Genomic DNA, 19,119 nt, shown 5'->3' on the forward strand with positions numbered 1-19,119 from the left:
CCTACTTTTAAGGTAATGGAATATCAATTATGTCAAAATCACGAACAACTTTACTATTACTAAAAATTTCCTTTGCATCACTTTCAAGTTGCTTACTGAGCTTTCCCGTATAACGAGCTGAAATATGGGTTAGCAATAATTGCCGAGCATTAGCTTGCTTAGCAATTTTCGCAGCTTGAATATTAGTTGAATGATAATAATTACGTGCCAAGCTTCCCTCTTGTTTTCCAAAAGTACTTTCGTGGACCAAGGCATCCGCATCTTTAGCTAAAAGTTCGATATTAGGCGTTTGTCGTGTGTCGCCCAAAACTGTGACTACTCGACCTGGTTGAGGTTTTCCAATGAAATCTTGCCCGTTAATAACTCTACCGTCATCTAAAGTAACTTCTTTACCTTGCTTAATCTGACCATAAATAGGTCCTGAAGGTATCGCTAATTCTTTTAGCTTATCGACTAAAAGTTCACCTGGATGGTCTTTTTCCTTTACCCGAAAACCGTAACTTTTAATTCGATGATCTAACTCAGCAACGTTAACAATATAATTTTGATCTTCAAATAAAACGCCCTCTTGAGCTATTTCAACAAATTTTATTCGATATGAAAGTTTTGACTCTGAAATGCGCAATGAGGTCATCACAAAGTCTTTAATGCCAGTTGGCCCGAAGATAGTAAGTTCTTCGCTACCCCCCTGATTAGAACGACTACTTAAGAAACCTGGCAAACCAAAAATATGATCACCATGAAGATGGGTAATAAATATTTTATCAATTTTACGGGGTTTTATATTAGTTTTTAAGATTTGATGCTGGGTTGCTTCACCACAGTCAAAAAGCCAAACTTCATTACTTTCATCTAATAATTTTAATGCTACACTAGTAACATTACGGAATTTACCGGGACTTCCGGCTCCAGTTCCTAAAAATTCAAGTTGCATATTTTCACCTATATCTATTGACTTAACAATCCATTTTACAATACTTTTAATTGTATCACTAGCATCGACTATAATTCTAAGATATCCTTGCTATATAAGTATTATTAAATAAGGAGGTTTCTTTTTGAATTTAAATAATTTCATAAAATCAACGGCCGAATTACGTTCCCACTTAATTCTTAAGGGGGATCAAGAACAATTATTTTTTGTTTCAGGAATCATCGTTAATACCCTTCAAAAAGAAATATTGCTTACATTAACTTTAAATCCTCATCGGTTTCCCCTTAGTCAATTTCGAACCAAAACTATTGAAGCACCAAGAGAAGCTAAAATATTATTGTTCAACCCCGAAACCAAACTAAAAACTCATACATTTGGATATTATCTACGTGATCAATATCTAGTAATCAAGTAAAAAGTCAGTGATGAGAACAGAATTGTTTAAGATTAAACATTCCTTTCTGTACTTACCACTGACTTTAATAATTTTTATTCTACAAATTCAAATACAAAGTCCAAAATTTGAACACTATCTCCATTACGTGCACCTAAGCGACGTAATTCATCATCAATTCCCATGCCACGCATTTGACGAGCAAAGCGTAAAAGACTTTCATCATGCGTTGTATCAGTCATCTTAAAGAGTTTTTCAATCTTTTCACCCTCAATAACCCAAACGTCATCAATATTTTCAATGGTAAAGTCTTTTTCTGAACTAAATTCATATGTCTTTTCAGTTTCTTCGTCAGAAGTAGCAATTAATGAATGCTGTGGAATTTCTTCCAATACATCTGCAGTTCGAGCAACTAGTTTTTCAAGTCCATTATGGGTGATAGAAGAAATTGGAAAAATTTCAAAATCAGCATAACGTTCATCAGCTCGAACTTGTTTTTCAAATTTCTTAAGCTCTTCATCGGATCCAGGTAAATCCATTTTAGTCGGAACAATAATTTGCCGACGTTCCAACAATTCAGGATTATATTTTTTTAGCTCTTCATTGATTTGACGGAAATTAGTGAATGGATCTTCTTCCGTCATCCCACTCATATCTACTAAATGAAGTAAGACCCGTGTTCGTTCAACGTGACGTAGGAATTCAAAACCTAATCCCACACCTTGAGAAGCTCCTTCAATCAAACCAGGAATGTCAGCAATAACAAAATCACGACCATCATCCAATTGAACCATCCCTAAGTTAGGTACTAAGGTCGTAAAATGATATTCCGCAATTTTAGGCTTCGCACTCGTTACTACTGAAAGTAGTGTTGATTTACCGACAGATGGAAATCCTAATAATCCAACATCCGCTAAAACCTTAAGTTCTAATTGTAATTCAATTTCTTCTCCAGGTTCCCCATTTTCAGAAATTTCGGGAGCAGGATTTCGAGGGCTAGCAAAACGCATATTTCCACGGCCTCCACGACCACCTTTAGCCACCACTAATTCTTGTCCGTTATCGGTTAAATCACCAATTACACGTCCTGTGGTTAAATCGCGGACAATTGTTCCACCTGGTACGGAAATTACGAGATCTTGAGAACTACGTCCCGTCATTTGTTTATTCATCCCATTTTTCCCAGAATCCGCCTTGAACTTATGACGATACCTGAAATCCATCAAAGTTCTAAGACCTGGGTCAACTTTTAAGACGACGTTACCACCACGGCCTCCATCGCCACCAGCTGGTCCACCGTTGGGAACATATTTTTCACGACGGAAAGCTACAATCCCATTCCCACCGTTACCAGCTTTAACATTAATTTTAACTTGATCTACAAACATTATTTTCTCCTAAATATTTTATTTCACCGAGAAATTCCTATCCATTTGTTAGTGTACCCTATTTTCCGTGCACTGATAAGGACACTTTGATAGTTTTAGCTACTTTTTCTGGAATTCCGAGTTCTTCAATTTCTTTCAAATTAGCATCCCTAATTTTATTCAATGAACCAAACGACTTCAACAGCTTGTTCCGCGTTTTAGGTCCAACACCTTGAATTAAATCTAATTGGGAAGCCAACGAATTTTTGGCGTGCAACTGACGATGGAAAGTAATCGCAAAACGATGCACTTCATCTTGGATTCTTTGAACTAAATAAAAGCCCTGACTTTTAGGATCCAACTGTACTCGTTGGTCTTGGCTACCAAAAATCAAATCCGAAGTTTTATGTTTATCATTTTTAACCATCCCAGCAACTGGAATATGCAAACTTAATTCATTTACCAAAACATCCTTTGCTGCATTAAGCTGAATATCGCCACCGTCCATTAAAATCAAATCAGGCAAAGATTGTTTCTCTTTTAATAGTCTAACATATCGGCGACGAATTACCTCTCTCGTACTGGCAGCTTCATCAGCATGATCGACTGTATTTAGCTTAAATTTGCGATACATCTTTTTATCTGGTTTTCCATCCGTAAAAACAACCATTGCTGAAACTAATTCAGAGCCTTGAATATGAGAATGGTCAAAGGCTTCAATTCGATGACCTTCAGGGATTCCAAGCGCATCAGTAATTTCCTTCATTGCGCCTGTTGTTTTACTTTCATCTAACTCCATTAATCGGAACTTTTCCTCAAGGGTAATTTGTGCATTTTCTTTAGCTAACTCTAACAAGTTTTTCTTTTCCCCACGCTGTGGAGTGCGAACCGGGACACCTAAAATTTCGGCCATAATCTTATTATCTAAGCCACTTGGTACTAAAATTTCATTTGGTAAAACCTTATTTTTATTATTATAAAATTGAAGAATAAAAGACGAAAGCTCATCATTTACATCTGTTGCGATTGGAAATAGCCTCTTCTCTCGTTTAATCAAGCGTGATTGCCGGATAAAGAAGATTTGAATAGAAAGCCACCCCTTATCAAGGTAGAAATTAAACAAATCACGTGGCGTGCTATCATTTGAAATAATCTTCTGCTTCTCAACCGTTACTTCAATATAATGAATTTGATCTCGTATGTCGGCTGCCCGTTCAAATTCCATTGCTTCAGAAGCTTTTTGCATTTTTGTTTGAAGGGACTGCTTAATCTTTGCGACATTTCCTCGTAAAAATGATTTAATTTTAGCGATTTGTTGGTCGTATTCTTCTTTGGGTACCTCTTGGAAACAGGCTCCCAAGCATTGCCCCATATGATAGTACAAGCAGGGGCGACCCTGAAATCCATTGCATCGGCGTAGTGGATAAACCTTTTCCAAAAAATGGAGTGTTTCTTCAGCAGCATACACGTTTGGATAAGGTCCAAAGTAAAAGCCCCCATCTCGACGAACACTTGAAACAATTTCCATTCGTGGATCTTTTTCATTCGTAATTTTAATATAAGGATAGCCAGTCCCTTTTTTCAATTTTATATTGTAATAAGGTTGGAACTTTTGAATTAAAGTAATTTCTAGTAAAAAAGCTTCTTTATCGCTAGAGGTAACAATATAGTCAAAATCGGCTATTTCACTCACTAGTTTCGCCGTTTTTCCCTCATGGCTACTTTTAAAGTAAGAGCGAACACGGTTTTTCAAGTTTTTGGCTTTTCCAACGTAAATGATTTGGCTATTAAGATTTTTCATCTGGTAACAGCCTGGTTTATCTGGTAACAATGCCAACTTATGTTCAATGTGTTCTGATGCCAATTTGACCCCTCCTAGTTTACATAATAACTCATAACATTATACTCTGTTTTTACCATATTCAGCAACTAAAACGAAAAAACAGGTAGTAGTATTACACTCTACCTGCTTTTCCTATTTGACTAAAATTTTAGATAAGAATTCCTTGGCCCGATCCGTCTTAGGATTGCTAAAAAATTCTTCTGGAGTTGATTTTTCTTGAATACCTGCATTTTCCATAAACCAAATTTGATTGGAAACTGACTGGGCAAATCCCATTTCATGAGTTACCACAACCATTGTCATCCCTGATTTAGCTAATTGACGCATAACATCTAGTACCTCTCCAACCATTTCAGGATCTAACGCAGAAGTCGGTTCATCAAAAAGCATAACATCTGGTTTCATTGCTAATGCCCTAGCAATCGCCACCCGCTGTCTTTGTCCCCCGGATAGATTGTCTGGATAGGCCTCCGCCTTATCTGATAATCCGACTTGATCTAACAGACTAAGGGCTTGTTGATTGGCTTTTGCTTCACTTAATCCCTTAACTCGGATGGGAGCTAAGGTAATATTTTTAAGAACGGTCATATTCGGAAATAAATTAAAATTCTGAAAGACCATGCCGACTTTTTCACGAACATGTTCAATTTCCTTTTGAGTTTTTTTAGTTAAATCTTCACCTTCTAACGAAACCACCCCTGCCGTAGGTTTTTCTAGAAGTGTTAAGCATCGAAGAAATGTACTTTTACCAGCTCCTGAAGGACCAATGACACTAATGATGTCTCCATCCTTCACTTCTGCTGAAATATCCTTTAATATTGTATTTTTTCCATATTTTTTGGTCAAATTTTCAATTTTGATGATTTCTTTAGCCATTATTAAACTTCCTTTCATAGAACTTAAGTAAACGTGATAGTGAGAAGGTCATTACAAAGTATAAAATCATCGCAACAACGATTGGAGCTACCCCTCGATAAGTATCTGATTGAACAATCTTTAATTGGTAAATTAAGTCGGTTACACCAATAATTGAAACGATTGAACTTTCCTTAATTAGAGAAATAAATTCATTCCCCAAAGCTGGCCAAATATTCTTTAAAGCTTGAGGCATAATTACAAAACGCATCCGATCTCGCTTATTCAAACCTAGACTTTCAGCTGCTTCACGTTGTCCATCATCAACGGAATTAATGCCCCCACGGATTACTTCGGCAACATAAGCTCCACTATTTAAAGATACAGCGATAATTCCTGCGGTAAGGGCTGGTAAATTAACAAATAATCCAAGTCCAAAGTAAACGAACATCAATTGAACCATCAACGGCGTTCCACGTACAAATTCAACATACGCTGCTGATAAACCACGTAAAACTTTATTGTCACTCAAGCGTAGTAATGCTAGTAATGTACCGGTGATAAAACCAAAAATAACCCCCAAAATTGAAATAAGGATTGTATAACCCACTCCCATGGCAAAGTACTTCCAATAATGAATCATAGAGGTATTAACGGTGTTTCCTTTTAAATACGTCCCTGCTTCTTTAAGATATTGTGGTAATAAATTTTTAGCTTTTATCTTACTAATTGTAGTATTTATTTTCTTTCTCAGGACTGGCGAATTTTTAGGCATTGCAACCGCTGTGCTAGTTTCATCATTATTTAACGTGAATCCGCCTTGGATAACTTTAATACCACTATTATTAGCAGCATATGCTTCAGCAGTAGGTTTTTCCATGACAACCCCTTCAACTTTATTAGTTTGAAGAGCTAGAATTAAATCTGCCCCTTTTTGAATACCACTCACTTTGGCTCCATCAATTTGTTTTTTGGCTAAATTGTACTGAATTGAGCCAGTTTGAGCTGCAATCTTTTTATGTTTAAAAGAATCTTTATTTTTATAAATACCTGCATCCTTTTTATTAATTAGAATGCTTTGTCCACCTTTATAGTAAACATCTGAAAAATCAACTGATTTACGCCGAGCAGCACTAGGATTCATCCCGGAAAGAACCATGTCAACCTTACCGGTTTGTAGTGCAACTAATAAAGAATCAAAATCCATATTTTTGATCTTCAATTTTACACCCAAATCATCAGCAATGTCCTTAGCCACACTAATATCCATTCCCACATCTTTACTCTTATTATTAGATGTTGTTTGAAATTCGTACGGGGCATAATCTGGACTGGTACCAAGTACAATATAACCGCGCTTCATAATCCGATCATAAGTAACATCCTTTTGATCTGCCTTAATACTAGTTGTAAAACCCGAAGTTGCAAAAACTGTTATAGCTAATAACGCTAACATGATAAATTTATATATTTTTTTCATCGCCATCATCCTTTATTCAATATAATGTTACTAATATACATCTACACCCTTTGATATAAAAGAATTTTATTTAATATATGAATTTTTATACATTAAAATATATAATATTCACTATAAATATGAATAATTTTTATTTTCTGACAAATGAAATTTTTTTTGGTATTATGGTCGGAAAGAGGTGATTAGAAATGGGACTCACTGTTAAAAGAAATGATAATCTCGAAAAAATGTTCGATCAATTAACAACTCAAACTAAAACTTCCGTAGAGGAAAAAGAAAAGAAAAATAAATTTCTTGCTAAAGGTACTAATAAAAAAGATTCAAAAAAATAAACCACAATCATCAGCATTAATGCTGTTAATTGTGGTTTTTTATTTACTTAAAGTTGCCGGGATAACGCTTTTCAAGTGTGGCAATATTTTGTTTGGCCACCTCATCGAAAGGAATATCAGCCCATTCAGCAACTTGAGAAAGATACCATAGAACATCGCCCATTTCTTTGGTAAGTTGTTCTTTATCAAGATCAGCTCCACGGAACGTATAGTTTTTAACTAAATTCACAACCTGTCCGCTTTCTCCGGCTAGTCCTAAAGCACAATTCGTTAAAACTTGTTCATTGCCAAATAGGGTTTTATTTGCAGTACGTTGGTATTCATTAAATTCCATGCTATTCTCCCATCCTATCTTCAATCCATTTCCAAACTTCTTCTTTTCCCATTTTAGTTTGAGCAGAGAACATTTGGAAAGCACTACTTCCATCAAAATCTAGTGCCTTTTTAATTTTACTTTCGTGTTGATTCCATTTTCCTCGAGCAATCTTATCACTCTTAGTAGCAACGACTAGAACGGGAATATCATAATAACGTAGATATTGATACATGGTGATATCATCGTCAGTTGGTTCATGGCGTGCATCAACCAGTGAAATTACGCCTTTAAGCTCTTTACGGGAGGTGATATACTTTTCAATCATCTTCCCCCATTTTTCACGTTCTTTCTGAGAAACTTTTGCATAACCATAGCCTGGGACATCAACAAAGAATAATTGATCTTCAACCCGGTAAAAATTTAAAGTTTGTGTTTTACCTGGTTGAGATGATGTTCTTGCATATGATTTACGGTTAATTAACGTATTAGTTAGAGACGATTTCCCGACGTTAGAGCGTCCTACCAAAGCAATCTCAGGATAACCTTGTTCTGGATATTGATCGGGTCTCACTGCACTAATCTGTAATTCTACATTATGGACTTCCATTACTTCTCCACCTTCCAATTTCTGCTTTTAATGATAACATGGATCAACAAAAAAAGAACCAGACTAAAGGAACTTATAGCCTGATTCTTAAAACTTAGACTACGATGCTTGTTCGTCGATTAACTCAACTTCAGGTTCCGCACCTTCAATAACAGTCTTTTTATTTACCGTAACTTTTGCAACATCATTGCGAGAAGGAATTTCAAACATGATATCTCGCATGACATTTTCAATAATTGATCTTAATCCACGAGCACCAGTATTACGACTAATAGCTTGGTTAGCAATCGCATGCAAGGCCTGTGGTGTAAATTTAAGTTCTACGCCATCTAGACCTAATAACGTCTTATATTGCTTAACTAACGCATTCTTAGGCTCTGTTAAGATATGAACAAGATCTTCCTCAGTTAGTTTTTCCAATGCTGAAAGAATTGGTAAACGTCCAATAAATTCTGGGATTAAACCAAAGTTAAGCAAATCTTCTGGAATAACTTGTTGCATTAAACTCTTATCTTCTTCAACAGTGGTACTTGCATTTGTACCAAAACCAATGGTCTTATCACCTAAACGATTTTTAACAATTGTCTCGATGCCATCGAAAGCACCACCAACAATGAATAAGATGTTCGTCGTATTAATTTGGATAAACTCTTGTTGTGGATGTTTTCTTCCTCCTTGAGGTGGAACATTAGCAATTGTTCCTTCTAGGATTTTTAAAAGGGCTTGTTGCACACCTTCACCGGAAACATCACGAGTAATTGACACATTTTCGCTTTTCTTAGCGATTTTATCAATTTCATCAATATAAATTATTCCACGTTCTGCAGCTTCAACATTGTAGTCCGCATTTTGCAATAACTTAAGTAGAATATTTTCGACATCTTCACCAACATACCCTGCTTCCGTCAATGTGGTTGCATCGGCAATCGCAAAAGGTACATTTAAAATTTTAGCCAAACTTTGAGCCAAGAAAGTTTTTCCTGAACCAGTAGGTCCAATTAAACTAATATTACTTTTCTGGAGTTCTGGTTCATCTTCGTCAGCTTTAGTTTCAGCCATTTTATTGATTCGTTTGTAATGATTATATACAGCAACCGATAATGTCTTTTTAGCTTCTTCTTGTCCAATAACATATTGGTTAAGATAATCTACAATCTCTGCAGGAGTTGGAACATCCGTGATTTCAGTTGGTGCGTTTTCTGAAGCCAACTCTTCATCAATGATTTCCTTGCAAAGATCAACACATTCGTTACAAATATAAACATCTGGGCCAGCAATAATTTTCTTTACTTGATCTTGGGTCTTACCACAAAAAGAACAAGTAACTGGTTCATTCGTTTGTTGATCATCAAACAATTCTGTCACCTCTCAAATGATTTTTACCACTATCATCATAGCAAAATAAACGACTATAAGCCAATTTCTATAACTTTAGTGGTTAATAAACAAAAACGATTTTGAGATAAAACCTCAAAATCGTTAAAAATAGTTTTAATTATTTTTTAGCAGCCTTTGATTTTGGTTCTTCAATTGCTGAGTCTTTGATAAGTTCAACAGCTGATTTAATAGCAACATCATGCTTGATCATATCTTCTGAAAGAGCTGAGCGAACAGCTTTTTCTTCCATGCCGTATTGTTCTGCTAAATCTTTGATTTCAGCAGCAACTTCGTCATCTGAAGGATCAATCTTTTCAGCTTCAACGATTGCTTCTAAAACAAGAGTTGTCTTAACACGGTTTTCAGCACCTTCACGTAATTGGTCACGTAATTGGTCTTCTGATGAACCAGTTAATTGGAAGTACATTTCAGGGCTAATTCCTTGTTGTTGCATGTTTGCAAGATATTGGTTAACTTGACGATCAACATCTTCATTTAACATTGCTTCTGGAATTTCTGCAATTTCAGCATTGTCAACAGCAGCTTGAACAGCTTCTGTCTCTTTAGCATCACTAGCAGCTTGGATCTTACGTGATTTGATTTCTTCTTTTGTCTTAACTTTTAAATCTTCAAGAGAATCAACATCTTCGTCAACATCCTTAGCGAATTCATCATCAAGTTCAGGTAATTCCTTAGTCTTGATTTCATGAATCTTAACCTTAAACAAGGCATCCTTACCTTGTAAGTCTTCAGCTTGGTAGTCGTCAGGGAATGTAACGTTAACATCTACATCTTCATCAGTATTATGACCAATCAATTGATCTTCAAATCCTGGAATGAATGAGTTTGAACCTAATACAAGGTCGTAATTGTCAGCTTTACCGCCATCAAAAGCAACGCCATCAACAGAACCATCAAAATCGATTGTTACTGTATCGCCGTTTTCTGCTGGTTTGCCTTCCTTAAGAACTAATTCAGCTTGTTGTTCACGTTTCTTTTCAATTTCTTCGTCAACTTCTTTTGAAGTTACACGTGTGCTTTGCTTGATAACTTTAACACCTTTGTATTCGCCAAGCTTAACTTCTGGCTTAACTGTAACAATTGCACTTAGGACCCAAGCTTCGCCTTTTTCCATGCTTTCAACATCAACTTGTGGTTGATCAACTGGTTCGATACCAGCTTCTTTGATAGCAGCTTCATAAGCCTCTGGTAACACGATGTTCAAAGCATCTTGGTACAATGCTTCTTCACCATACATCTTATTGAAGATTTGGCGTGGAACGTGTCCCTTACGGAATCCAGGTACGTTCAATTGTTTTTTAGTACGATCGAACGCCTTATCAACGCCTTCTTTAATTTTGTCAGTACCTACTTCGAAAGTTAATTTACCTTCGTTAGTACCTGTTTTTTCCCATTTTGCAGTCATTGTGTTCCCTCCGACAGATGATTTATTTCATTACAATTCTGGATTGCATACGCTTATAATCTTAACGTATATGGTTTGAAAAGTAAATAAAAATACAACAAAAAAACCCGCAAAAGCGGGTTTTTATTAAGCAATTAAGCTTAGTCGTCAATTTCTGATACAACACCAGCACCAACAGTGTGTCCACCTTCACGAACAGTGAACTTAGTACCTTTTTCAATAGCAACTGGTTCGATAAGTTCTACAGTAAATGTAACGTTATCACCAGGCATAACCATTTCAACGTTGTCAGGTAATTCAATAACACCTGTTACATCAGTTGTATGGAAGTAGAATTGAGGACGGTAGTTTGAGAAGAATGGAGTATGACGTCCACCTTCATCCTTAGAAAGGATATAAACTTCACCCTTGAACTTCTTGTGTGTTTGGATTGAGCCAGGAGCAGCCAAAACTTGTCCACGGACAACATCTTCACGGTTAACACCACGTAGAAGTGCACCAATGTTATCACCAGCTTCACCAACATCAAGAGTCTTACGGAACATTTCAATTCCTGTAACAGTTGTCTTTGTTACGTCTTCTTTAAGACCAACGATTTCAACTTCGTCACCGACTTTGATTTCACCACGATCGATACGACCAGAAGCAACAGTACCACGACCAGTAATTGTAAATACGTCTTCAACAGGCATCAAGAATGGCTTGTCTGTAGAACGTTCTGGTGTTGGAATGTATTCGTCGATTGTATCCATAAGATCCATGATAACTTTTTCTTGTTCTGCATCGCCTTCAAGAGCTTTCAAAGCTGAACCGCGAAGTACAGGAACATCGTCACCAGGGAAATCATATTCAGATAGAAGTTCACGAACTTCCATCTCAACAAGGTCAACTAATTCATCATCATCAACAAGATCAGTCTTGTTTAAGAAGACAACGATGTAGTCAACACCAACTTGGTGAGCAAGAAGGATATGTTCACGTGTTTGTGGCATAGGACCATCAGTTGCAGCAACAACTAAGATAGCACCATCCATTTGTGCAGCACCAGTGATCATGTTCTTAACGTAATCAGCATGTCCTGGAGCATCGATATGAGCGTAATGACGCTTTTCTGTTTCATATTCAACGTGGGCTGTGTTGATTGTGATACCACGTTCCTTTTCTTCTGGAGCAGCATCAATATCAGCGTAATCTGAAGCTTTAGCTAGTCCTTTTTCTGACAACACTTTTGTAATAGCAGCTGTCAAAGTAGTTTTCCCATGGTCAACGTGGCCAATTGTACCAATATTTACATGGGGTTTTGTTCTTTCGTAATGTTCTTTTGCCATTAATACGAACCTCCTGTATGTCGTAAGAATCACTCAGCATTCAAAATGAATAACTAGATCCTTTAAAAAATATTATACTACATCCTCCACGAAAGGCAAAGCACCGTCAGAGAATCCTCTAGTATTGTATAATAATCGAGTTTATTTTGTAAACTAAAATATTTTATTAATTCGATTTTTTTCTTACTCTTCAAATAAGTTAATCATGATTTGATTCAATTCTTTGAACGCTTTTATATCTTTCCCCTCAAAAAACTGTTTCTTTAGTGCTGTAAGCCATTCTTCTGAGGTAGGTAGGACACGCTTCGAAAAAGGATAGGAAAGCTCATATAGCAATTCAGCTTGCTGCTGTAGCATTTCTGATTGAACTGGATCATTATAGTTTTCAATAGCTTTTTTTATTTTTTTCCACATCTCATCAGTTCCTAATAAGTCCTTTGGAAACACTTCATATTCTTTTTCATCAATCCAAATAAAGCGCACTGGTTCCTCTAATCTCATCAAAACCAAGTCTTTTAAAATTGAAACACGCGTTATTTGGTTTAAAAACGGATCAACTAAATTAAACTTTGCCGCCCGTTTAAAGTTACTCCATGGTAAATAGTAAGCTTTTTCAATTACAGCAGCTTGCTGAATAACCCTCTTATCACCTAGATGGTAAAAATCTCGTTCGTTTTCTTTCACAGTTTTAGGAAAAGCAATCGCATATTCATTTTCTTGATTCTCGAGAAAATTTAAATATTTCTTTAAATCTGGCGTAGTCTCTTCATAATAGTTAAAAAGTTCTTTTCGAGCTAAACTAAAAATTTTTGTTTGAACCAGCGCCTCAAAATAATCTCTAAAAGTATTTTTCTGCTCAATGAACTTAGCTGGTTGATCACGAATCAACTCAATCGCTGCCTTAAATTGTTTATTTTCAACGTAAAAATGAATTAAAACACGGATTAATTCATCATCTTGTTTTAATTCATTCTCAGTTTCAAGAATATGAATAGCTTCTGCACGTTGACCTGTTTTCCAAGCTTCATTTGCTTTGCTAATTACATTCATATTATTCATCGTCTTTAGATTTATTCGATTTTTTGCTCTTCTTATGATGTTGGTTTACTTCCATAATTACTGGTAAAATTACTGGACGTCGTTTCGTTTTATCGTATAAGAATTTGCCCAATTGGTCACGTACATCTTGCTTCAAATGTCCCCAATCGAATTCTTTATTATCTAGATTAGCTTGCACTGCTCGTTCAACCAAGTCCGAACTTTCTTGAATTAAATCTACACTTGTTTTAGCGTAAACAAACCCTCTAGACGTAATTTTAGGTTCCTTAATAATGATTTTCTTCTTACGGTCAATTGTCACTACCGCAATGAAAACCCCATCTTCAGATAAAATTTTACGATCTCGAAGAACAATGTTACCAATGTCCCCTACACCAATTCCATCAATCATTGTATTTCCGACCGTAATTCCTTTACCTAGGAACATTTCACCATCTTTATATTCTAAAACATCACCCTTTGAAGCAATGAAAATTTGATTTTCATTGAGACCAACTTGTTCTGCAAGTTCTTTATGAGCTACTAAAAGACGGTATTCGCCTTGAATCGGAATTAGAAATTCTGGCTTAATTAAATTAAGCATTAACTGTAAATCATCTTTGCTAGCATGACCTGTAGCATTAGCTCGGTCTGAAATCGACTTAACTTCGGCTCCAGCACGATACAACATATCTTTAGTCTTAGCAAACGTTGTTTCCATCGCATGGGAAGGATTAGTAGCTATTACTACCAAATCACCTGGTTGAATCTTAAGGTTTCCCTTTTTCCTAGCGGCCATTTTTTGTAAGGCTTTGATGGGTTCACCCAATTTACCAGTTTCCAAAATAATCGTTTCTTCTGGTTTCAACTTATCTAGTTGGTTTAAAGGAACAATTAATTCGTCGTCTGGAATGTTTAATTTATTTAACTCGATAGCTGTGTTAACAATCTTCTCTAAATCATGTCCCGTTAAAACGACTTTTTTATCTGATTTAGCTGCAGCGTCAATCACCTGTTGAATCCGTAAAATATTCGAAGCCACTGAAGCTACAATTACCCGACCTTCATGGTATTTAATTGTCTCAGCCATTACATCAGCAATATCAGTTTCATTAGATGAACGTTCTGGATTTTCGGCGTTAGCAGAATCACTTAAAAGCGCGATAACTTTTTTACTTCCAATTTGTGCTAGCCGTCCGAAATCTGTCTGATATCCATCAGTAGCCGTTTGATCAAATTTAAAATCACCAGTATATACAATTTGTCCTTCCGTACAACTCAACACAATTCCAAGTGATTCAGGAATTGTATGCGTAGTCTTAAAAAACGAAACAGTAACGTCGCCAAAATCAATTTCTTTCTTGTCATCTACCACATGGAAATTATCGAATGCTTTAAGTTCAGGGTCATCATTAACCGTAATTTTAGCCAAGGCAATGGTCATTTCTGAACCAAAAACCGGTACATTAATTTCTTTTAAGAAATATGGCAAAGCACCAATCGCATCAGCATGCCCGTGAGTTAGGAATACACCCACAATTTTTTCTTTATTTTCAACCAAATATGAAATATCTGGGATTACAATATCAATACCCAGCAATTCATTTTCCGGGTATTTTAGTCCACAATCCAAGATATAAATATCATCATGAATTTGAACAGCATACATATTCTTTCCATTTTCGCGAACACCGCCAAATGGAATTATTTTTATTGTGTCACTCATTTTTTCACCTACATAAATTAATTTTTTATTTTCCGCACAATACATACTCCCCTAATTCTAGCATAGATTAAACGCCAAAAACAAAAAAGCCTCCTGAATTAACAGGAGGCAAAAAAATATAATATTAACGACGAAGACCAAGACTCTTGATTAAATCACGGTAACGTTGTACATCTGTCTTACGTAAGTAAGCAAGAAGGTTACGACGATGACCAATTTTCTTCATCAATCCACGTTGTGAATGGAAATCTTTACGATGAACACGTAAATGTTCGTTGATTTCGTTAATATCAGCTGTCAAAACTGCGATTTGGACTTCAGCAGAACCAGTATCGCCTTCGTGACGAGCATACTTTGCAATAATTTCGTTTTTCTTTTCTTGTGAAATTGCCATGTTAAAACACCTCATTCTTTAAATTCCCCAAGACTGAGTAAATCGTCGGCAGATCGATGGACTAAGTAATGGGTTTGCTTTTATCAAGCAGTATCTAGTTTAACTAATATAATGAAAATTTTCAAGTGCATTCAAGCATTGCAATAATTACGGGTCATCTGTATAATAATATTGTTGTACTAACCATATTCTGGAGGTGAATAAAATGCCAGTTATCAAATCTGCAATGAAACGCGTTCGCACAAGTGAAAAAGCTGCTGCTCGCAACCGCTCACAAATGAGTGCAATGCGTACAAGCATCAAAGCATTCGAAATTGCTGCTACAAACAACGCTGAAAACGCTAATGAACTTTTACAAACAGCTTACAGTCGTATCGACCGAGCTAAGTCAAAAGGTTTAATTAAAGCTAATAACGCCGGCCGTAAGAAGTCACGTTTAGCTAAAATGCTTAGCAAATAAAAAAACACCGGATTTCCGGTGTTTTTTATTTCCATCCATTTTTAAATTTAACTAAGAACAACTCAAAGAGTTCCTTCGGATCTCGTTGGGTTGTTTTTAATTGTTCTTCTAAATCAACCAACCCGATATAAGCATTTTCGAGACTTTGAATATTAAACTGACGCACAGATTGCATTGCTAACTTAATTCGGTAAGGATGGGCCTTTAACTCTTGTGCTAGTTTTCCTTGTGAGAAACCTCTCTCCATCAATATTTTAACTTGCAGCAACAATCGAAATTGGCTAACCAAAGCCGCATTTATTCTTAGTGGCTGTTCTTGATTTAGGAGTAATACAGAATAATCATCGATTGATTTACGTAAATTTCCTTGCATTAATACATTGATTAGATCAAAAACATTTTGATTTAAGCCCTTAGGAACTAATTTTTGAACGGCATTCAAATCAATTTTCTCTGTTCCCGATGCATATACAGTTAATTTCTGTAATTCATTAATAATTTGTGCTAAATCATTATCCGTCCTTAAAATTAATTCATCTAACGCATCACTGTCAATTTCTGTTCGTTTCTCATCAACGTATTGCTGGATAATCTTCCGAGTATCGCTTTCTTTCGGTGAATTAGCATCGATAACTTCTACAATCTTTTTTAAGTCTTTGACAATTTTCTTCCGACCATCGAGTTTTTCATATTTTGCAGCGATTAACATAATTGTAGTAGGTTCCGGATTTTTAATATAGCTAAGCAACCCGTCCAAGTTAAACTTTAATTTAGTTTTTTCACCAGTCAAGAATACAGGGTTATTTAAAATGACCAAACGATAATCGCCAAAAAAAGGGGCAGACTGTGCATCATCTAAGACCATCCCTAAGTCCACATTTTCAAGGTCATACGTTCCTACGTTCATTACCCTTTGATCTTCAGGAATGAAATCAATTAATTCTTTTTTGACCGCTTTCTGGATATAGTTATCAGGACCTTCAACCAAATAGATTGACTTCAATTGCCCTTGTTTAAGTTTTTTTCTTAAATCAGTTAATTTCATTGAATAATACTTTCCTTTTCATCTATTCCTGTCTTCCATCTTCCCATACCATTCAAAAAATATCTATAAGAAATCATTCCTTCATCCTGTGTCGAAGCGTAAGGAATCCCCATTGAATTCAAGCGATTTATAACTTCTAGATTTGGATGTCCATACCGATTATGACGCCCAGCTGAAACAATAGCTAATTTAGGCATAATTGCTTTTAGAATTTCTTCAGAATTAGCCGTCTTACTCCCATGGTGCCCTAATTTAAAAATATCCACCCGTTGATTTAATACACCACTTTCTAACAATTTACGTTCACCAGCTAGGTCTAGATCACCTGTTAGTAGTAAATTTTTACCACCCACATTACCAGCTAAAACTAAAGAATCACCATTTTCACCCTTTCCAGCTTGAAACGGATACTTAATTTCCATTGGTAAGTGATCAATTTTCGTCCCCGCTAAGCACGCAATCACCTTTGTATTGCGTCGGATAAATGGCAATATTTTTCGTTGATAATTTTGAGTTGTATCAACCCCCACCGGAAAAACCAAATTTTTCACTTTAAAATTGTTTAAAATTTCACTGGCTTCTCCAATATGATCAATATCTTGATGCGTCAAACATAAATTATTTAACTTAGATACTCCTATACTTTGTAAATAATTAATTGAACTATTCTTAGCGATGGTATGCTTCATTGCAACCGGCTTTTTGCCAAATTGCATTTTACCGCCGGTATCAATTAACGTTACTGTTCGATTAAACGGTTCACGAATTAAAATGCTATCGCCTTGACCTACATCAAAAAAGGTAATTTCACCATACGGATTCAATTTAAACCAGCTCCACAACCCCAGCCAAATCAGACTATAGAACGTTAGCGCTCTTTTCTTAAATTTACTTTGCTTTGTTGAAATAATTTTTAGCGCTAATATCACCATGAATAAAGTGATCAGTCGCGAAGGTTTACCAACTTGAATTAACCCCGGTAATTTATCCAAATATTTCAAAGTCACTTCAAACATCATAATAATCGGATTTAATAATGCCATTAATTGAGGAAGTGCAAAAGCTACAATTACGATTGGAACGATTACACTCGAAAAAATCGGAACAATAATTAAATTAAAAACCATCGTTAGTAAGTGGATTTTGTATGTTGAAAATAAAATAATTGGTAATTCTACCAAAAATAATTTTATTCCTGTTGTCCAGCCATTTTCCATTTGTTGCATAATTAAGACAAAAGATAATAAATAACTAAGTTGCCCACCCATCTGAAGTAAGACAAACGGATTAAGCCATAAATTGACTAATAAAACTAAGCACCAGCTATCAAGTGTGCTAATTTTTATAGCTATTTTTTTAGTTATCAACTGAACTAAAACTAATACCACCGCGCGAAATAGACTAGTACTTCCCCCACCCAAAATAAAATAGAGGGGTAAAACTCCTATTTGGGTTATCTCCATCGTTTCCCTTTTAATTTTAAATCTAGTAAAAACAATTTCAATTAACTTGATGAAATAAAACACATGTAATCCTGAAATACAAAACAAATGAATAATACCCATATTACGTAACTTAGTGCTATTTTCTTTTAGATAATCCGTCTGTTCCCCAAGGATAATCCCCATACAATAACTCTGTAGTGGTTCCTCTAACTTTATACATCTTTCTAATAACTTTTTACGCCAGCTATGTATCTTAGCAATCAAACTATTTTTAGTTAAAATATTATATTCTATTAGACTAGCTTTACTTACTTTAAAATAAACTGCCTTACCGTACATAATCCGTCGAAAATCAAATTGATTTATATTCGTTGGTCGTTCAAGCGGTTCAATATTCCCCTTAATTTTAAATTCAACTACTTTTTGAGTTTTACTAATTTTTTTTAAATCGTCCACCGTTTTAACTGGAATAAAAACTTGCAAGCCTTTACGGTTAACATTGTTAGTATATGCTCGAATTGAAACGCCGTCTTCCATTGGCTTAATTTCATCGGGATAAACTCTCAAATCAATTTCAATATCACTTCTACTTTGGTTATAAGTATTAATTGAATTTGCTTTATGACTAAAGTGAATAAAAAAACAGACACTAATCAATAATGCCTGCATTACCACTGTAAGTTTTTTTAAACATATAGTTCTAATTAACCAAATTATTAATAATAATAAAAATATTTTAGCTCTGGTAAAGA

General features: G+C 35.5%; 18 protein-coding genes. 3 read left to right on the plus strand and 15 right to left on the minus strand.

Annotated elements, in window-relative coordinates:
- Nucleotides 1-7: 7 nt before the first annotated feature.
- On the minus strand, nucleotides 8-934 hold the full coding sequence (rnz, locus tag PEPE_RS05470; RefSeq protein WP_011673512.1) for a ribonuclease Z: 927 nt from the start codon (nucleotides 932-934) through the stop codon (nucleotides 8-10).
- A gap of 124 nt (nucleotides 935-1,058) precedes the next feature.
- Between rnz and PEPE_RS05475 the strand changes: the two genes are divergently transcribed.
- The gene (locus tag PEPE_RS05475) at nucleotides 1,059-1,349 is read left to right on the plus strand and encodes a hypothetical protein (RefSeq protein ID WP_011673513.1); all 291 of its coding nucleotides are present in this window, start codon (nucleotides 1,059-1,061) and stop codon (nucleotides 1,347-1,349) included.
- A gap of 74 nt (nucleotides 1,350-1,423) precedes the next feature.
- Here the strand turns inward: PEPE_RS05475 and obgE are convergent, their stop codons facing one another.
- The 4 genes from obgE to PEPE_RS05495 form a co-directional block, all read right to left on the minus strand.
- A complete protein-coding gene (gene obgE / locus PEPE_RS05480; RefSeq protein WP_002833437.1) occupies nucleotides 1,424-2,716 on the minus strand; it encodes a GTPase ObgE in 1,293 nt (430 codons plus the stop codon).
- Nucleotides 2,717-2,774: 58 nt separating this feature from the next.
- Entirely contained in the window at nucleotides 2,775-4,559 is a 1,785-nt protein-coding gene (gene uvrC, locus PEPE_RS05485; RefSeq protein WP_011673514.1) for an excinuclease ABC subunit UvrC, read from the minus strand.
- A 111-nt stretch (nucleotides 4,560-4,670) separates the two neighbouring features.
- Nucleotides 4,671-5,414, minus strand: coding sequence for an amino acid ABC transporter ATP-binding protein (locus PEPE_RS05490; RefSeq protein ID WP_002833439.1), 744 nt, complete (start codon nucleotides 5,412-5,414; stop codon nucleotides 4,671-4,673).
- Nucleotides 5,407-6,873 carry an ABC transporter substrate-binding protein/permease gene (locus tag PEPE_RS05495; protein WP_011673515.1) on the minus strand — a complete coding sequence of 489 codons (1,467 nt, stop codon included), beginning with the start codon at nucleotides 6,871-6,873 and terminating at the stop codon, nucleotides 5,407-5,409. Before PEPE_RS05495 ends, PEPE_RS05490 begins: the two co-directional genes overlap by 8 nt.
- A gap of 188 nt (nucleotides 6,874-7,061) precedes the next feature.
- On the opposite strand from PEPE_RS05495, the gene PEPE_RS09285 reads away from it, so the two are divergent.
- Nucleotides 7,062-7,205, plus strand: a complete 144-nt coding sequence (locus PEPE_RS09285) for an SPJ_0845 family protein (protein WP_011673516.1) — start codon at nucleotides 7,062-7,064, stop codon at nucleotides 7,203-7,205.
- A gap of 43 nt (nucleotides 7,206-7,248) precedes the next feature.
- Here the strand turns inward: PEPE_RS09285 and PEPE_RS05500 are convergent, their stop codons facing one another.
- From PEPE_RS05500 to rpsO, 8 genes are all read right to left on the minus strand, one after another.
- On the minus strand, nucleotides 7,249-7,539 hold the full coding sequence (locus PEPE_RS05500) for a nucleoside triphosphate pyrophosphohydrolase family protein (protein WP_002833441.1): 291 nt from the start codon (nucleotides 7,537-7,539) through the stop codon (nucleotides 7,249-7,251).
- A gap of 1 nt (nucleotide 7,540) precedes the next feature.
- A complete protein-coding gene (gene yihA / locus PEPE_RS05505; protein WP_011673517.1) occupies nucleotides 7,541-8,128 on the minus strand; it encodes a ribosome biogenesis GTP-binding protein YihA/YsxC in 588 nt (195 codons plus the stop codon).
- A 99-nt stretch (nucleotides 8,129-8,227) separates the two neighbouring features.
- Nucleotides 8,228-9,484: an ATP-dependent Clp protease ATP-binding subunit ClpX gene (gene clpX / locus PEPE_RS05510; protein WP_011673518.1), complete on the minus strand. Its 1,257-nt coding sequence runs from the start codon at nucleotides 9,482-9,484 to the stop codon at nucleotides 8,228-8,230.
- Between the two features lie 139 nt (nucleotides 9,485-9,623).
- The gene (tig, locus tag PEPE_RS05515; RefSeq protein WP_011673519.1) at nucleotides 9,624-10,931 is read right to left on the minus strand and encodes a trigger factor; all 1,308 of its coding nucleotides are present in this window, start codon (nucleotides 10,929-10,931) and stop codon (nucleotides 9,624-9,626) included.
- Between the two features lie 140 nt (nucleotides 10,932-11,071).
- Nucleotides 11,072-12,259 carry an elongation factor Tu gene (tuf, locus tag PEPE_RS05520; RefSeq protein ID WP_002833446.1) on the minus strand — a complete coding sequence of 396 codons (1,188 nt, stop codon included), beginning with the start codon at nucleotides 12,257-12,259 and terminating at the stop codon, nucleotides 11,072-11,074.
- Between the two features lie 183 nt (nucleotides 12,260-12,442).
- A complete protein-coding gene (locus tag PEPE_RS05525; protein WP_023440512.1) occupies nucleotides 12,443-13,318 on the minus strand; it encodes a hypothetical protein in 876 nt (291 codons plus the stop codon).
- Entirely contained in the window at nucleotides 13,311-15,023 is a 1,713-nt protein-coding gene (locus tag PEPE_RS05530; protein WP_002833448.1) for a ribonuclease J, read from the minus strand. The genes PEPE_RS05525 and PEPE_RS05530 overlap by 8 nt, the downstream gene beginning before the upstream one ends.
- 124 nt (nucleotides 15,024-15,147) lie before the next feature.
- A complete protein-coding gene (gene rpsO / locus PEPE_RS05535) occupies nucleotides 15,148-15,417 on the minus strand; it encodes a 30S ribosomal protein S15 (protein WP_002833449.1) in 270 nt (89 codons plus the stop codon).
- Nucleotides 15,418-15,622: 205 nt separating this feature from the next.
- Between rpsO and rpsT the strand changes: the two genes are divergently transcribed.
- Complete coding sequence (gene rpsT, locus PEPE_RS05540) at nucleotides 15,623-15,877, plus strand: 30S ribosomal protein S20 (RefSeq protein WP_002833450.1); 255 nt, start codon at nucleotides 15,623-15,625, stop codon at nucleotides 15,875-15,877.
- Between the two features lie 25 nt (nucleotides 15,878-15,902).
- Here rpsT and holA read toward each other — a convergent pair whose 3' ends face one another.
- Nucleotides 15,903-16,922: a DNA polymerase III subunit delta gene (gene holA / locus PEPE_RS05545; RefSeq protein WP_011673521.1), complete on the minus strand. Its 1,020-nt coding sequence runs from the start codon at nucleotides 16,920-16,922 to the stop codon at nucleotides 15,903-15,905.
- Entirely contained in the window at nucleotides 16,919-19,036 is a 2,118-nt protein-coding gene (locus PEPE_RS05550) for a DNA internalization-related competence protein ComEC/Rec2 (protein WP_080504380.1), read from the minus strand. Before PEPE_RS05550 ends, holA begins: the two co-directional genes overlap by 4 nt.
- Nucleotides 19,037-19,119 lie beyond the last annotated feature (83 nt).

Origin of the sequence: Pediococcus pentosaceus ATCC 25745, from assembly GCF_000014505.1 — a bacterium.
Lineage (GTDB): Bacteria > Bacillota > Bacilli > Lactobacillales > Lactobacillaceae > Pediococcus > Pediococcus pentosaceus.

Excerpts from the sequence above, each read along its gene's own strand:
- PEPE_RS05550 (WP_080504380.1), bottom strand. The coding sequence starts at position 19,036 with ATGCAGGCATTATTGATTAGTGTCTGTTTTTTTATTCACTTTAGTCAT.
- rnz (WP_011673512.1), bottom strand. The coding sequence starts at position 934 with ATGCAACTTGAATTTTTAGGAACTGGAGCCGGAAGTCCCGGTAAATTC.
- PEPE_RS05530 (WP_002833448.1), bottom strand. The coding sequence starts at position 15,023 with ATGAGTGACACAATAAAAATAATTCCATTTGGCGGTGTTCGCGAAAAT.
- PEPE_RS05525 (WP_023440512.1), bottom strand. The coding sequence starts at position 13,318 with ATGAATAATATGAATGTAATTAGCAAAGCAAATGAAGCTTGGAAAACA.
- rpsT (WP_002833450.1), top strand. The coding sequence starts at position 15,623 with ATGCCAGTTATCAAATCTGCAATGAAACGCGTTCGCACAAGTGAAAAA.
- PEPE_RS09285 (WP_011673516.1), top strand. The coding sequence starts at position 7,062 with ATGGGACTCACTGTTAAAAGAAATGATAATCTCGAAAAAATGTTCGAT.
- yihA (WP_011673517.1), bottom strand. The coding sequence starts at position 8,128 with ATGGAAGTCCATAATGTAGAATTACAGATTAGTGCAGTGAGACCCGAT.
- PEPE_RS05495 (WP_011673515.1), bottom strand. The coding sequence starts at position 6,873 with ATGAAAAAAATATATAAATTTATCATGTTAGCGTTATTAGCTATAACA.
- rpsO (WP_002833449.1), bottom strand. The coding sequence starts at position 15,417 with ATGGCAATTTCACAAGAAAAGAAAAACGAAATTATTGCAAAGTATGCT.
- PEPE_RS05500 (WP_002833441.1), bottom strand. The coding sequence starts at position 7,539 with ATGGAATTTAATGAATACCAACGTACTGCAAATAAAACCCTATTTGGC.
- tuf (WP_002833446.1), bottom strand. The coding sequence starts at position 12,259 with ATGGCAAAAGAACATTACGAAAGAACAAAACCCCATGTAAATATTGGT.
- tig (WP_011673519.1), bottom strand. The coding sequence starts at position 10,931 with ATGACTGCAAAATGGGAAAAAACAGGTACTAACGAAGGTAAATTAACT.
- obgE (WP_002833437.1), bottom strand. The coding sequence starts at position 2,716 with ATGTTTGTAGATCAAGTTAAAATTAATGTTAAAGCTGGTAACGGTGGG.
- PEPE_RS05490 (WP_002833439.1), bottom strand. The coding sequence starts at position 5,414 with ATGGCTAAAGAAATCATCAAAATTGAAAATTTGACCAAAAAATATGGA.
- holA (WP_011673521.1), bottom strand. The coding sequence starts at position 16,922 with ATGAAATTAACTGATTTAAGAAAAAAACTTAAACAAGGGCAATTGAAG.